The sequence below is a fragment of the Halomonas sp. 11-S5 genome, assembly GCF_029889825.1.
GTDB lineage: Bacteria > Pseudomonadota > Gammaproteobacteria > Pseudomonadales > Halomonadaceae > Halomonas.
Genome location: NZ_JARANW010000005.1, coordinates 51,676 through 63,993 on the forward strand (window position 1 = coordinate 51,676; position 12,318 = coordinate 63,993).

Consider the following 12,318-nt stretch of genomic DNA (forward strand, 5'->3'; position numbering starts at 1 on the left):
GCCGTAGAGCAGCACCAGGCGTATCAGTGCTGGCTGGGCAACGTGCCGGGTCGAGCCAGAGGGCTCAGGGTACGGTCGGCGAGCAGCTCACTGGCGGCTTCGATGTCCGGTGCGAAGAAGCGGTCCTGCCCGTAGTGGCTGACCCGCTCGCGCAACAGTTGCCTGGCCTGCTCCAGTGTCTTGCTACTCTTCAGGCCGTGGCGCATGTCGAGCCCCTGGCAGGCGGCCAGCCACTCGATGGCCAGGATGCCGCGAACGTTATCGGCCATCTCCCAGAGCCGCTTGCCGGCGGCCGGAGCCATGGAGACGTGGTCCTCCTGGTTGGCAGAGGTGGGCAGGCTGTCGACGCTGTGCGGATGGGCCAGGGCCTTGTTCTCGCTCGCCAGAGCCGCCGCCGTCACTTGCGCGATCATGAAGCCCGAGTTGACCCCGCCATTCTCCACCAGGAAGGGAGGCAGCTGGGACATGTGCTTGTCCATCATCAGCGAGATGCGCCGCTCTGCCAGCGAGCCCGTCTCGGCGATGGCCAACGCCAGATTGTCGGCCGCCATGGCCACCGGCTCGGCGTGGAAATTGCCAGCGGAGATGATGTCGTCGTCCGCAGCAAACACCAGCGGGTTATCCGAGACTGCATTGGTCTCCACCGCCAGCACTTCAGCTACCTGACGGATCTGGGTCAGAACGGCACCCATCACCTGGGGCTGGCAACGCAGTGAGTAGGGGTCCTGGACCCTGTCGCAGTCGGCGTGGGAGTCTCCGATGGCACTGCCCTCCCCCAGCAGGTGACGATAGGCTGCAGCGGCATCGATCTGGCCGCGCTGGCCACGGACCTCATGGACCCGAGCGTCGAAGGGCGAGCGAGAGGCGAGAGTAGCCTCCACGGTCAATGACCCACATACCGTCGCCGCAGCGAACAGATCCTCGGCGTCGAAGAGACCGCGCAGCGCATAAGCAGTGGAGACCTGGGTGCCGTTGAGCAGAGCCAGACCCTCCTTGGGCGCCAGCTCCATAGGGGCGAGTCCGGCGATCTCAAGGGCTTCTCGAGCCGAGACCCACTCGCCCTGATACCGAGCCTTTCCCTCACCGAGCAAAACCACGCTCATATGGGCCAAGGGGGCGAGATCCCCCGAAGCCCCGACGGATCCCTTGACCGGGATATGCGGGTAGACCTCGGCATTGATGAGTGCGACCAGGGCGTCGAGCACCTCTCGACGGATGCCAGAGAACCCGCGCGCCAAGCTGTTGACCTTGAGCACCATGATCAGCCGCACCAGGTTGTCATCTAGGGCCGCTCCGACGCCGGTGGCGTGGGAGAGCACCAGGGAGCGCTGCAGCGCCTCGAGGTCCTCGTTGGCGATGCGGGTCTGGGCCAGCAGCCCGAAGCCGGTGTTGATGCCATATACGGTGCGGTTCTCGGCGATGACGCGGTTGACGCAGTCGACTGACTTGCCGATATCGTCATCGGCACTGCCCGGAAGGCTGACGTTGACAGGCTCCTGGAAGACCTGACGCGCCTGCGCCAGGGTCATCGTGCCGGGCCGAATCTCGAGATGGGCCATTGGGAAGTCTCCTATTAGTTGTTCAGCATCGGCAGGTCGAGGCCGTTTTCACGGGCACACTCCTTGGCGGTCTCGTAACCGGCATCGGCGTGACGCATGACGCCGGTAGCCGGGTCATTGCGCAAAACCCGGCCCACGCGGGCGTGAGCGTCATCGGTGCCGTCACAGACGATCACCACGCCCGCGTGCTGGGAGTAGCCCATGCCCACGCCGCCGCCATGGTGCAGCGACACCCAGGTAGCGCCACCGGCGGTGTTGAGGAGGGCATTGAGCAGCGGCCAGTCGGACACGGCATCGGAGCCATCCTGCATCGCCTCGGTCTCACGGTTGGGGCTGGCTACCGAGCCGGAGTCCAGGTGGTCGCGCCCGATCACGATTGGCGCCTTGAGCTCGCCGCTCTTGACCATCTCGTTGAAGGCCTGGCCCAGGCGGGCGCGGTCCTTGAGGCCGACCCAGCAGATGCGCGCCGGCAGGCCCTGGAAGCTGATGCGCTCGCGCGCCATGTCGAGCCAGTTGTGGAGGTGCGGATCGTCCGGTATCAGCTCCTTGACCTTCTGGTCGGTCTTGTAGATGTCCTCCGGGTCACCGGAGAGCGCTGCCCAGCGGAACGGGCCGATGCCCTGGCAGAACAGCGGGCGAATATAGGCCGGCACGAAGCCAGGGAAGTCGAAGGCATTCTTGACGCCCTCTTCCATCGCCATCTGGCGGATGTTGTTGCCGTAGTCGAAGGTGGGCACGCCCATCTTCTGGAAGTCGAGCATCGCCTGCACATGCACCGCCATGGACTGCTTGGCGGCCTTGACGGTGGCCTCGGGCTGCGACTTGCCACGCGCCACGTACTCCTCCCAGGTCCAGCCGGAGGGCAGATAGCCATGCAGAGGATCGTGGGCGCTGGTCTGGTCGGTGACCATGTCCGGCTTCACACCACGCTTGACCAGCTCGGGCAGCACGTCGGCAGCGTTGGCGCACAGGCCGATGGAAATGGCTTTACCCTCGGCGGTATAGCGCTCGATGCGGGCCAGGGCGTCATCCAGGTCCTCGGCCTGCTCGTCGAGGTAGCGAGTGCGCAGACGGAAATCGATGCTGCTCTGCTGGCACTCGATATTGAGTGAGCAGGCACCGGCAAGGGTGGCGGCCAGCGGTTGAGCACCGCCCATGCCACCGAGACCAGCGGTCAGGATCCAGCGGCCCTTGAGCTCGCCGTCATAGTGCTGGCGACCTGCCTCGACGAAGGTCTCGTAGGTGCCCTGCACGATGCCCTGAGAACCGATGTAGATCCACGAGCCGGCGGTCATCTGGCCGTACATCATCAGACCCTTGCGATCCAGCTCGTTGAAGTGTTCCCAGTTGGCCCAGGCCGGCACCAGGTTGGAGTTGGCAATCAGCACACGCGGCGCGTCCTTGTGGGTCTCGAAGACGCCCACCGGTTTGCCGGACTGCACCAGCAGGGTCTGGGTATCCTCCAGGCGCTGCAGGGTCTCGACGATCTTGTCGTAGCACTCCCAGTCGCGAGCGGCACGGCCGATGCCGCCATATACCACCAGGTCCTCGGGGCGCTCGGCCACATCGGGGTGCAGGTTGTTCATCAGCATGCGCAGCGGGGCCTCGGTGAGCCAGCTCTTGCAGCTGCGCTCGGTACCAGTGGGCGCGGCGATCTTGCGGGAGGGGTCGTGACGCTTGTCTTGCTGGGTCATAGCGTATTGACTCTTGAGTCTTGGTGGATTGTCGTGTCGTGGAGCCGTCGGCTCTCAGTCATTCAGGGTCAGCAGATGCACCAGGCGAGCGGCCGCCCTGGCGGTGCGGCCGTCGATATCACGGCCGGGGTTGAGTTCCGCCAGGTCGGCCAGGCGCAGCTTGCCGCTATCTCGAATGCTCTCGATCAGCGGCTCGATCAGGGCGAGCGCAACGCCACGGGCGGCCGGGGCACTCACCCCGGGGGCCTCGGCGGCCGGCAGCACGTCCAGATCGATGCTCAGGTAGAGGTGGTCGCAGCGCACCAGGAAGCGCTCCAGGTCGCGCTGGATCTCGTCGAAGCGGGCCGGCTGGAAGTCGCGATCCTCGCGCACCATCACGCCAAGCTCGTCGGCGCGGTTGAACAGCGCCCGCGTATTAGCGCCACGATTCACGCCCAGGCAGGCATAGCGGAATGGCCAGCCGCGCTGTCGACAGTCGTCGGCGATCTGCGCGAAGGGTGTGCCCGAGGAGCGCACGTGCTGGGGGTCACGCAGATCGAAATGGGCATCCAGGTTGATGATGCCGACGCGGGGCGCCATCTCGCCGCGGGTCGCCAGATGCTGGGCGAGCCCCGACCAGCTGGCGTAGGCCACCTCATGGCCGCCACCCAACACGATGGGCAGGTGCCCCTCCCTCAGAAGCGGGGCGAGACGGTCGGCCAGCGATTGCTGGGCAACTTCCATGGCGTCGCCTTCACAGCGCACGTCGCCGGCGTCATAGGCGGGGTCCTGTCGGTGCCAGGCCAACGGCGCCAGGGCGCGACGCAGTGCGGCAGGGCCCTCGGCGGCGCCCACACGGCCCTGGTTGCGTGCCACCCCGGCATCGCAGGCGAACCCCAGCAGCGCACAGCCGGGTGTGCCACCCTCAGCCAGCGGCTTAATCTTCTGGTGCCAGCGCTCGCTGTCGGGCTCGGGGTCGGTACGCCCCTGCCACAAGGTGCTGTCGAAATCCTGGTGATGCGACGTATCAGACGGCATGAGTCAGCTCCCCTTGAAACAGTCGCTGACGCAGGCGACCGGGCTGGACGGCATAAGCCAGTGCGGCCGGGATGTCGATATTCCAAACACACAGGTCGGCGGCGCCCCCTTCCCGGATCCGCCCCTCTCCCTTGAGTCCGAGGGCAGTCGCCCCATGGGCGGTCATGCCGGCCAGCGCCTCGGAAGGCGTGAGGCGGAAGAGGGTGCAGGCCAGGTTCAGCATCAAGGTCGGCATGAACAGCGGCGAGCTGCCCGGGTTGGCGTCGGTGGCCACGGCCATGGACACGCCGGCCTCGCGCAGTGCCTCAATGGGCGGCTGCTGCGTCTCGCGCAGGGTGTGGAAGGCCCCCGGCAGGATCACGGCGACACTACCGGCCTTGCGCATGGCGGCGATCCCGGCCTCATCGAGGTACTCGATATGATCGGCGGAGAGTGCCCCGTGACGGGCCGCCATGGCGGTGCCACCCAGGTTGGAGAGCTGCTCGGCGTGGGCCTTGATCGGCAGACCATGCGCTTCGGCGGCCTCGAAGACCCGCTCGCACTGCGCCACCGAGAAGGCGATCTTCTCGCAGAACACATCGACAGCATCGGCAAGACCTTCGCTGGCGGCCGCCGGGACCATCTCCTGGCACACCAGGTCGATATAGCCGTCACTGTCATCCTTGAACTCCGGCGGCAGCGCATGGGCACCCAGTAGTGTCGTCACCACACGCACCGGCAGCGCCTTGCCGAGACGGCGCGCCACGCGCAGCATCTTCAGCTCGTCCTCGACCGTCAGGCCGTAGCCGGACTTGATCTCCACGGTGGTGACACCGTCGGCGATCAGTGCCTCGAGACGCGGCCTGGCCAGCTCGAGTAGTTCGTCCTCGCTGGCTTCCCGAGTGGCCGTCACGGTGCTCAGGATCCCACCGCCACGACGGGCGATCTCTTCGTAGCTGACTCCTTTCAGGCGCGCCTCGAACTCATCGGCACGGGAGCCGCCAAACACCAGGTGGGTATGACAGTCCACCAGGCCGGGGGTCATCACGCCGCCGCGGCCCATGTCATGGCAGCCTTCCGCGAGCCCTTCATCGAACTCCCGCATCGGCACCAGCGACGCGACCCGCGCCCCTTCGGTGACGACGGCCATGGGCTCGGGCAGCGTGTGCAGCCCGTCGAAGACTTTCATCTCGCGCCATAGACGACGCGTAGGGGGGGTATTCGACATGGAGGCCTCCTCCGGGGTGGTTCAACAGATGCAGACTCAATGTATATACAATTAAGCCCAGCATGCGGGACCACGTCAAGCCACCTCCCCAAGAGGCTCACAGGGAGAAGCAGCGCGCCCGAAAAGATGGGGATCCTTATTATTTCACGTTAAACAAATAGTTATATAGGATATACAGTCTCAATTCCATCTGTCATCGATCAAGGAATTAGACCAATGTCTAGCCTGGATAGCTAGGCGAAGGTACCGGCTTGGCTTATTTTATTGTATATACATATCGAGGCAGGACGCCTATCCCGACCCAGTCACCGCACGACACAAGACAAGAGGTATGCTCATGAATCGCCAAGACCCTCTGGCTCGGCAACCCGCCGCTACTGCCACCCTTCTCAAGCTGTTCCTGCCCAGCGCCTTGGGCGTCCTGATCTTTTTCGTGCCCATCGAGATCGCCGGTAAGCGCACCATCCCCCTGGACCATATGGTGACCGGCGCGCGCGCATTGTTGGGAGAAGCCAGCGGGCTCTATGCCCTGGTGCTGATTGTTGCCGGCGCGGCCTATCCACTGGTCCGCGGCAACTGGAACCGCAACCTCACCGAGCGCATATTCACGATACTGAAGATTGCCGGTGTCGCAGCCGCGGTGATGGCGCTGACGGGATGGGGGCCGGCCTTCCTGCATGAGCCGGACATGCTGCCCTTCCTGTTCGACAAGCTGGTGATTCCGGTGGGTCTGATCGTGCCGATCGGCGCCATCTTCCTGGCGCTGCTGATCAGCTACGGCCTTCTGGAACTGATCGGCGTGCTGGTGCAGCCGGTGATGCGCCCCATCTGGCGCACGCCGGGCCGCTCGGCCATCGACGCCGTGGCCTCCTTCGTGGGCAGCTACTCCATCGGCTTGCTGATTACCAACCGGGTCTATCAGGCCGGACAGTATTCGGCGCGGGAGGCGGCCATCATCGCTACCGGCTTCTCCACGGTCTCGGCCACCTTCATGATCATCGTGGCCAAGACCCTCGACCTGATGGACGTGTGGAACCTCTACTTCTGGTTGACCCTGCTGATCACCTTCATCGTCACCGCGGTGACCGTGCGGCTGCCGCCGCTCTCGCGGATGGATGACAGCGCCACGGATGGCGAACCACAAGCGGTACCCGGCAAGCGCCTCACTACGGCCTGGCAGACTGGCCTGGAAGTGGCGGAGAAGGCCCCGAGCCTGCATCGCAGCGTGGCACTCAACTTCAAGGAAGGACTGGTCATGGCCATCAGCATCCTGCCATCGATCATGTCGGTGGGGCTGCTGGGCCTGCTGGTTGCCAAGTACACGCCGCTGTTTGAATGGCTGGGCTGGCTCTTCTACCCCTTTGTAGCGGTGTGGGACATGGCGGATGCGGCCGCCCTGGCGCAAGCCTCCGCTGCCGGACTCGCCGAGATGTTCCTGCCGGCGCTGCTGATGGCAGAAGCCGAGTTTGCGGTTCGCTTCGCCGCCGGTGTGGTGTCGGTGTCGGCCGTGCTGTTCTTCTCGGCCTCGATCCCCTGCATCCTCTCCACCAGCATTCCGCTGTCGGTGGGTCGCATGCTGGTGGTGTGGTTCATCCGGGTGTCCCTGAGCCTGCTGCTGGCCGTCCCTACCGGCTATCTGGTACAGACACTGATCGGCTGAAACTGTAGTAAAGCTTGCATACGCAAACGGCTGGGAATCCCCAGCCGTTTGCATCGAGAGTGGTGGACCGGTCGATCATTTCAGCTCGCGATGCATCGAGGAGCGCAACTTGTAGCGCTCCCCAGGATGGAGCAGCCGCGCATAGCTGATCAGATGCTCACCAGACCAAGTACGCCGAATCATGCTCAGGCAGGGGCTAACCGTTTCGATGGCCAGCCATTCGGCAGCCTGGTGGTCGGGCAGCACCGCCTCTACGATGTGCTCCACATCAGTGATGGGACAGGCGGCCACCAGCACCTCGTTGGGTGTGTAGCGGGAGAAGTCGGTGTCCAGATAATCCGGGACCCAGCGCGGATTGACGAAACGCCTCTCGAGCTGGATCGGCACATCGTTCTCGAGGTGAAGGATCAGAGTGTGGAAGACCCGACTGCCGAGCCGCACCCCGAGACGCAGCGCCACCTCATCACTGGCTTCGCTCGCTTCGTAGATCAGAACCTTGTTGCCATAACGATTCCCGCGAGACCGCACCTCTTCGGCGATGTTGTACACCTCGACCAGTGATGACTCTGCCTTTCGATCAGTGACGAAAGTGCCAAGCCCCGACTGGCGTGTCAGATACCCTTTCTGGACTAAGTCGCGGATCGCCTTGTTGGCGGTCATGCGGCTGACGTGGAAATCCCGGGCTAGCTGCTCTTCCGGGGGAATCTGGTGATGGGCTGGCCATTCACCACTGGTGATCTTGTCGAGCAGGTACTGCTGGATCTGCTGATAGAGAGGCGGCGTGTTGGCCATAGGCATCCTTGGGCGAAAATAATGTATATACAATTACAGTATGCCTATTGTATCCAGACTGTCCATCTCCAGCCTTTAGGGTTCTTCGCAGCCTGCAGTGAAAACGAAGTTATATTAGGTAACGGCAGGATAGAAAAACGGTGGTAAAGCTGAGTGAGCTGAAGTTCGCCAAAAACCCAAACCTAAGGATACCGCCGTTACCATGGATGCTACCGACGCCCTGCGGCTAGACCCGGTCAGTCGACCCGCGTGAAGATCAGGTCCCAGACGCCGTGCCCCAGTTTTTCGCCGCGCGCCTCGAACTTGGTCAGCGGGCGAAACTCGGGGCGTGGCACATAGGGGGCCGTCTCGGGGCCGGCGGTGTTGGCGAAGCCCGGAGCGGCCTCCATCATCTCGGCCATCCACTCGGCATAGGCCGCCCAGTCGGTGGCCATGTGCAGGGTGCCACCGGGCTTGAGTCGCGACCGCACCAGTTCGACGAAGGCCGGCTGGACGATGCGCCGCTTGTGATGCTTCTTCTTCGGCCAGGGGTCAGGGAAGAACAGCTGCAGGGTATCGAGGCTCACCTCGGGCAGGCACTGCTCGAGCACCGCCAGGGCATCCTCGCGGTAGACGCGCAGGTTGGTCAGGCCACGCTTGTCGGCCTCGTCGAGCAGCTTGCCGACCCCCGGCGCATGCACCTCGATGCCGATGAAGTCGGTGTCCGGATGACGCTCGGCCTGCTCGACCAGCGAGGCCCCCATGCCGAAACCGATCTCCAGCACCCGGGGCGCCTGTCGCCCGAACAGGGCATCGAGGTCCTGGCGGCCATCGGCGAGGGTCAGTCCCAGGTGCGGCCAGACCTCCTCGAGTCCCCGGGTCTGGGCCTGGGTCATGCGGCCGGCGCGCAGCACATAGCTCTTGATGCCGCGGCGATGCAGCGGGGCATCCGGGCCCTCGGGGGCGGTGGTCTTGTCGTCGTGTCGTGGGTCGGTCATGGGCTTGGGGCACTCGTCGCCAGCAATGAATCAGGGCAGAGCTATCGCACTTGACACTAGCGAGGGCACCGGGGGCAGGCCGAAGAGGAGGTCCTACGCCAGGGATGGCGTCGGTAGCGCCCATGGAAGGGTTTACAGCGCCTCCTCGTAGGCCTGCCGACGGATCAGCCCGAGCAATGCTGATGTCTGTGATAGCCCTGTGAATCGGGGGCAATATTGTAGCGGCTTCCGCTTCGCCGGGGTACGGTAGCGCCCGATTAACGAGAACCGCGAGGAGACCAATATGCAGGATAGGGGATGGTGGCTGGGTGCGGCGCTCTCCGGCGCCCTGGTGGTGATGGCCGGTGCCTTCGGCGCCCATGCGCTGGAGGGCCAGCTGGCCCCGCGGCTGGCGGCTGCCTTCGAGACCGGGGTGCGCTACCAGGCGTGGCATACCCTGGCGCTGCTGGCGGTGCTGGCCTGGCGCGCCACCACACCGCTCGCCGGCCAGCGGCTCTCCCTGGGTCTTTGGGCGGCGGGAATGGCGCTCTTCTCGGGCTCGCTCTACGCCATGGCGCTGACGGGCCTGCGCGGTCTGGGCTTGGTCACCCCGCTGGGCGGGGTGCTGATGATCGGCGGCTGGCTGACCCTGGCGGTGACGGTGCTGCGCGCAAGGTCACGCGGTTAGTCGCCGTCGGGCAGGGCGTAGGTCGCCGTGACCAGGGCCATCGGCCGCTCGTCGCCGGCCGAGAAGAGCTGCACCTCCCCCACCACCAGGCGGCGTCCCAGCTTGAGGATGCGGGCGTTGGCGATGACATCGCGATCGCCCCGCGGCCGGCGCAGGAAGCGGCAATGCAGGTCGCTGGTCACGGCCATGGGCTCGGGGCCGATCTGGGCCAGTATCGCCACGTAGAGACAGACGTCGGCCAGCCCCATCAGGGTGGGGCCGGAGACACTGGCCCCGGGGCGCAGGTGCTCGTCTTCGATGGCCAGGCTCATGGTCGCGCGCATCTCGTCGACGCCCTCGATGGTCCCGGTCCGCTGGGGAAAGACCTCGTCGAGAAAGTCCTCGATGGCGGCGGCGGTCATCACGGTCATCGGCAGGCTCCTTGCGGTTCATTGGGAAGGTGACGTTTGCGTCAACATAACCGAAAGCGCCCCGGGCAGGTACCCGGGGCGCTTGATGCATACGAGCTACGAGCTACGGATATCAATGTATCCGCTGAGCTGGGCCCGAAGCCCGAAGCCCGAAGCCGCTTATTTCGCCTTGTGCACGGCACGCCAGTGGTGCAGCAGCGGCTCGGTATAGCCGGCGGGCTGTTCGCGACCCTTGAAGATCAGGTCGCTGGCGGCCTGGAAGGCGGTCGAGGCGGCGAAATCGGCGCTCATCGGCGTGTATTCCGGGTCACCGGCGTTCTGCTGATCGACCACCTTGGCCATGCGCTCCAGGGTCTCCTGGACCCGGGCGGCATCGACCACGCCATGGTGCAGCCAGTTGGCGATGTGCTGGCTGGAGATCCGCAAGGTGGCGCGGTCCTCCATCAGGCCCACGTCATGGATGTCCGGCACCTTGGAACAGCCCACGCCGTGCTCAACCCAGCGCACCACATAGCCGAGGATGCCCTGGCAGTTGTTGTCCAGCTCCTGCTGGCGCTCCTCGTCGCTCCATTGCGGTGACTCGGCCACCGGCACGGTAAGCAGGTCATTCAGGAAGTCCGCCTCGCCCTGGCCTTCCATCTCGCGCTGCAGGGCCGCCACATCCACCTGGTGGTAGTGCAGGGCATGCAGGGTGGCGGCGGTGGGCGACGGCACCCAGGCGGTATTGGCCCCGGCCTTGGGATGGCCGACCTTCTGCTCGAGCATGGCGGCCATCAGTTCGGGCATGGCCCACATGCCCTTGCCGATCTGGGCGCGGCCGCGCAGGCCGCAGGCCAGGCCGACCTGGACGTTGTTCTTCTCGTAGGCCTGGATCCAGGCGGAGCCCTTCATGTCGCCCTTGCGGATCATCGGGCCCGCCTCCATGGCGGTGTGCATCTCGTCGCCGGTGCGGTCGAGGAAGCCGGTGTTGATGAACACCACCCGTGAGCTGGCCTCGGCAATGCAGGCCTTGAGATTGACCGAGGTGCGACGCTCCTCGTCCATGATGCCCATCTTCAGGGTATCGCGGGCCATGCCGAGGATGTCCTCGATGCGGCCGAACAGCACACTGGAGAAGGCGACCTCCTTGGGGCCGTGCATCTTCGGCTTGACGATGTACATCGAACCGGTGCGCGAGTTGCGCGGCTCGTTCTCGCCCTTCTTCAGGTCGTGCAGGGCGACCAGGCCGGTGACGATGCCGTCGAGGATGCCCTCGGGCAGCTCGTTGCCGTCGGCATCCAGCACCGCCGGCGTGGTCATCAGGTGACCGACGTTGCGCACGAACATCAGCGAGCGGCCCGGCAGGGTGACAGTCCCCCCGTCGGTATTGTGCCAGGTGCGGTCGGCATTGAGGCGGCGGGTGAGGGTCTTTCCACCCTTCTCGACCTGCTCTTCCAGGTCACCCTTCATCAGGCCCAGCCAGCTAGCATAGACCCCGACCTTATCCTCGGCGTCCACCGCGGCCACCGAATCCTCGCAGTCCATGATGGTGGTCAGCGCCGCCTCGACCACCAGGTCCTTGACGCCGGCCGGGTCGGTCTTGCCGATCGGGTGGCTCGGATCGATCTGGATTTCCAGGTGCAGGTCGTGGTTGACCAGCAGGACGGACTCAGGGCTCTCGGCCGGGCCGTTGAAGCCCACCAGCTTGCCCGGGTCCTTGAGGCCGGTCTCGCGACCGCCGTCCAGGGAGACCACCAGGTGGCCGTCGCGCAGCGCATAGTTGACGGCATCATGGTGGGAGCCGGTGGCCAGCGGGGCGGCGCGGTCGAGCACACCGCGGGCATAGCCGATGACCTTCTCGCCGCGCTTGGGGTTGAAGCTCGAGCCCTTCTCGGCACCGCCCTCCTCGGAGATGGCGTCGGTGCCGTAGAGGGCGTCGTAGAGGCTGCCCCAGCGGGCATTGCCAGCGTTCAGTGCATAGCGCGGGTTGTTGACCGGCACCACCAGCTGCGGGCCGGCCTGGACGGCAATCTCGCGGTCGACGTTGGCGGTGGTCACGCCGACCCTGGCCGGTGCTTCCACCAGATAGCCGATCTCCTCGAGGAAGGCACGGTAGGCGGCCATGTCGCGAATCGGGCCGGGGTGCTCGCGATGCCAGGCATCGAGCTTCTCCTGCAGGCGATCGCGCTCGGCGAGCAGTTCGCGGTTCTGGGGGGTCAAATCATGGAAGAGCGCGTCGACGCCGGCCCAGAAGGCCTCGGGGTCGACACCGGTGCCCGGCAGGGCCTGTTCGTTGATGAAACGGTCCAGCTCGGCGGCCACCTGAAGGCGATGGCGAGTGATGCGTTGGGTCATG

General features: G+C 65.3%; 10 protein-coding genes. 2 read left to right on the plus strand and 8 right to left on the minus strand.

Annotated elements, in window-relative coordinates; all coding sequences use genetic code 11:
- Positions 1-23: 23 nt before the first annotated feature.
- Genes hutH through hutI form a run of 4 tightly spaced genes read right to left on the minus strand, consistent with a single transcriptional unit; the run spans position 24 to position 5,477 of the window.
- Positions 24-1,559, minus strand: a complete 1,536-nt coding sequence (hutH, locus tag OP497_RS05675) for a histidine ammonia-lyase (protein ID WP_280547113.1) — start codon at positions 1,557-1,559, stop codon at positions 24-26.
- Between the two features lie 14 nt (positions 1,560-1,573).
- Positions 1,574-3,253 (minus strand): urocanate hydratase, encoded by a 1,680-nt coding sequence (gene hutU / locus OP497_RS05680; RefSeq protein WP_280547114.1) that lies wholly within the window; start codon positions 3,251-3,253, stop codon positions 1,574-1,576.
- A gap of 54 nt (positions 3,254-3,307) precedes the next feature.
- The gene (gene hutG, locus OP497_RS05685) at positions 3,308-4,270 is read right to left on the minus strand and encodes a formimidoylglutamase (protein ID WP_280547115.1); all 963 of its coding nucleotides are present in this window, start codon (positions 4,268-4,270) and stop codon (positions 3,308-3,310) included.
- On the minus strand, positions 4,260-5,477 hold the full coding sequence (gene hutI, locus OP497_RS05690) for an imidazolonepropionase (RefSeq protein WP_280547116.1): 1,218 nt from the start codon (positions 5,475-5,477) through the stop codon (positions 4,260-4,262). Before hutI ends, hutG begins: the two co-directional genes overlap by 11 nt.
- Before the next feature lie 337 nt (positions 5,478-5,814).
- On the opposite strand from hutI, the gene OP497_RS05695 reads away from it, so the two are divergent.
- Positions 5,815-7,137, plus strand: a complete 1,323-nt coding sequence (locus tag OP497_RS05695; RefSeq protein ID WP_280547117.1) for a YjiH family protein — start codon at positions 5,815-5,817, stop codon at positions 7,135-7,137.
- 75 nt (positions 7,138-7,212) lie between these two features.
- On the opposite strand, the gene hutC is transcribed toward OP497_RS05695, so the two are convergent.
- Together hutC and trmB are read right to left on the minus strand one after the other, a co-directional pair.
- Positions 7,213-7,929 carry a histidine utilization repressor gene (gene hutC, locus OP497_RS05700; RefSeq protein ID WP_280547118.1) on the minus strand — a complete coding sequence of 239 codons (717 nt, stop codon included), beginning with the start codon at positions 7,927-7,929 and terminating at the stop codon, positions 7,213-7,215.
- Between the two features lie 236 nt (positions 7,930-8,165).
- Positions 8,166-8,906 (minus strand): tRNA (guanosine(46)-N7)-methyltransferase TrmB, encoded by a 741-nt coding sequence (gene trmB / locus OP497_RS05705; RefSeq protein ID WP_280547119.1) that lies wholly within the window; start codon positions 8,904-8,906, stop codon positions 8,166-8,168.
- Positions 8,907-9,189: 283 nt separating this feature from the next.
- On the opposite strand from trmB, the gene OP497_RS05710 reads away from it, so the two are divergent.
- The gene (locus OP497_RS05710) at positions 9,190-9,573 is read left to right on the plus strand and encodes a DUF423 domain-containing protein (protein ID WP_280547121.1); all 384 of its coding nucleotides are present in this window, start codon (positions 9,190-9,192) and stop codon (positions 9,571-9,573) included.
- Here the strand turns inward: OP497_RS05710 and OP497_RS05715 are convergent.
- Both OP497_RS05715 and OP497_RS05720 read right to left on the minus strand, forming a co-directional pair.
- On the minus strand, positions 9,570-9,983 hold the full coding sequence (locus tag OP497_RS05715; RefSeq protein ID WP_280547123.1) for a PaaI family thioesterase: 414 nt from the start codon (positions 9,981-9,983) through the stop codon (positions 9,570-9,572). The two genes, OP497_RS05710 and OP497_RS05715, sit on opposite strands and share 4 nt — an antisense overlap.
- A gap of 159 nt (positions 9,984-10,142) precedes the next feature.
- Entirely contained in the window at positions 10,143-12,317 is a 2,175-nt protein-coding gene (locus OP497_RS05720) for a malate synthase G (protein ID WP_280547124.1), read from the minus strand.
- Position 12,318: the final 1 nt, after the last annotated feature.

What these genes read in the sequence shown, in the direction of transcription:
- OP497_RS05695 (WP_280547117.1), top strand. Translation starts at nt 5,815, where the DNA reads ATGAATCGCCAAGACCCTCTGGCTCGGCAACCCGCCGCTACTGCCACC.
- hutU (WP_280547114.1), bottom strand. Translation starts at nt 3,253, where the DNA reads ATGACCCAGCAAGACAAGCGTCACGACCCCTCCCGCAAGATCGCCGCG.
- OP497_RS05715 (WP_280547123.1), bottom strand. Translation starts at nt 9,983, where the DNA reads ATGACCGTGATGACCGCCGCCGCCATCGAGGACTTTCTCGACGAGGTC.
- hutI (WP_280547116.1), bottom strand. Translation starts at nt 5,477, where the DNA reads ATGTCGAATACCCCCCCTACGCGTCGTCTATGGCGCGAGATGAAAGTC.
- OP497_RS05720 (WP_280547124.1), bottom strand. Translation starts at nt 12,317, where the DNA reads ATGACCCAACGCATCACTCGCCATCGCCTTCAGGTGGCCGCCGAGCTG.
- hutC (WP_280547118.1), bottom strand. Translation starts at nt 7,929, where the DNA reads ATGGCCAACACGCCGCCTCTCTATCAGCAGATCCAGCAGTACCTGCTC.
- hutH (WP_280547113.1), bottom strand. Translation starts at nt 1,559, where the DNA reads ATGGCCCATCTCGAGATTCGGCCCGGCACGATGACCCTGGCGCAGGCG.
- trmB (WP_280547119.1), bottom strand. Translation starts at nt 8,906, where the DNA reads ATGACCGACCCACGACACGACGACAAGACCACCGCCCCCGAGGGCCCG.
- hutG (WP_280547115.1), bottom strand. Translation starts at nt 4,270, where the DNA reads ATGCCGTCTGATACGTCGCATCACCAGGATTTCGACAGCACCTTGTGG.
- OP497_RS05710 (WP_280547121.1), top strand. Translation starts at nt 9,190, where the DNA reads ATGCAGGATAGGGGATGGTGGCTGGGTGCGGCGCTCTCCGGCGCCCTG.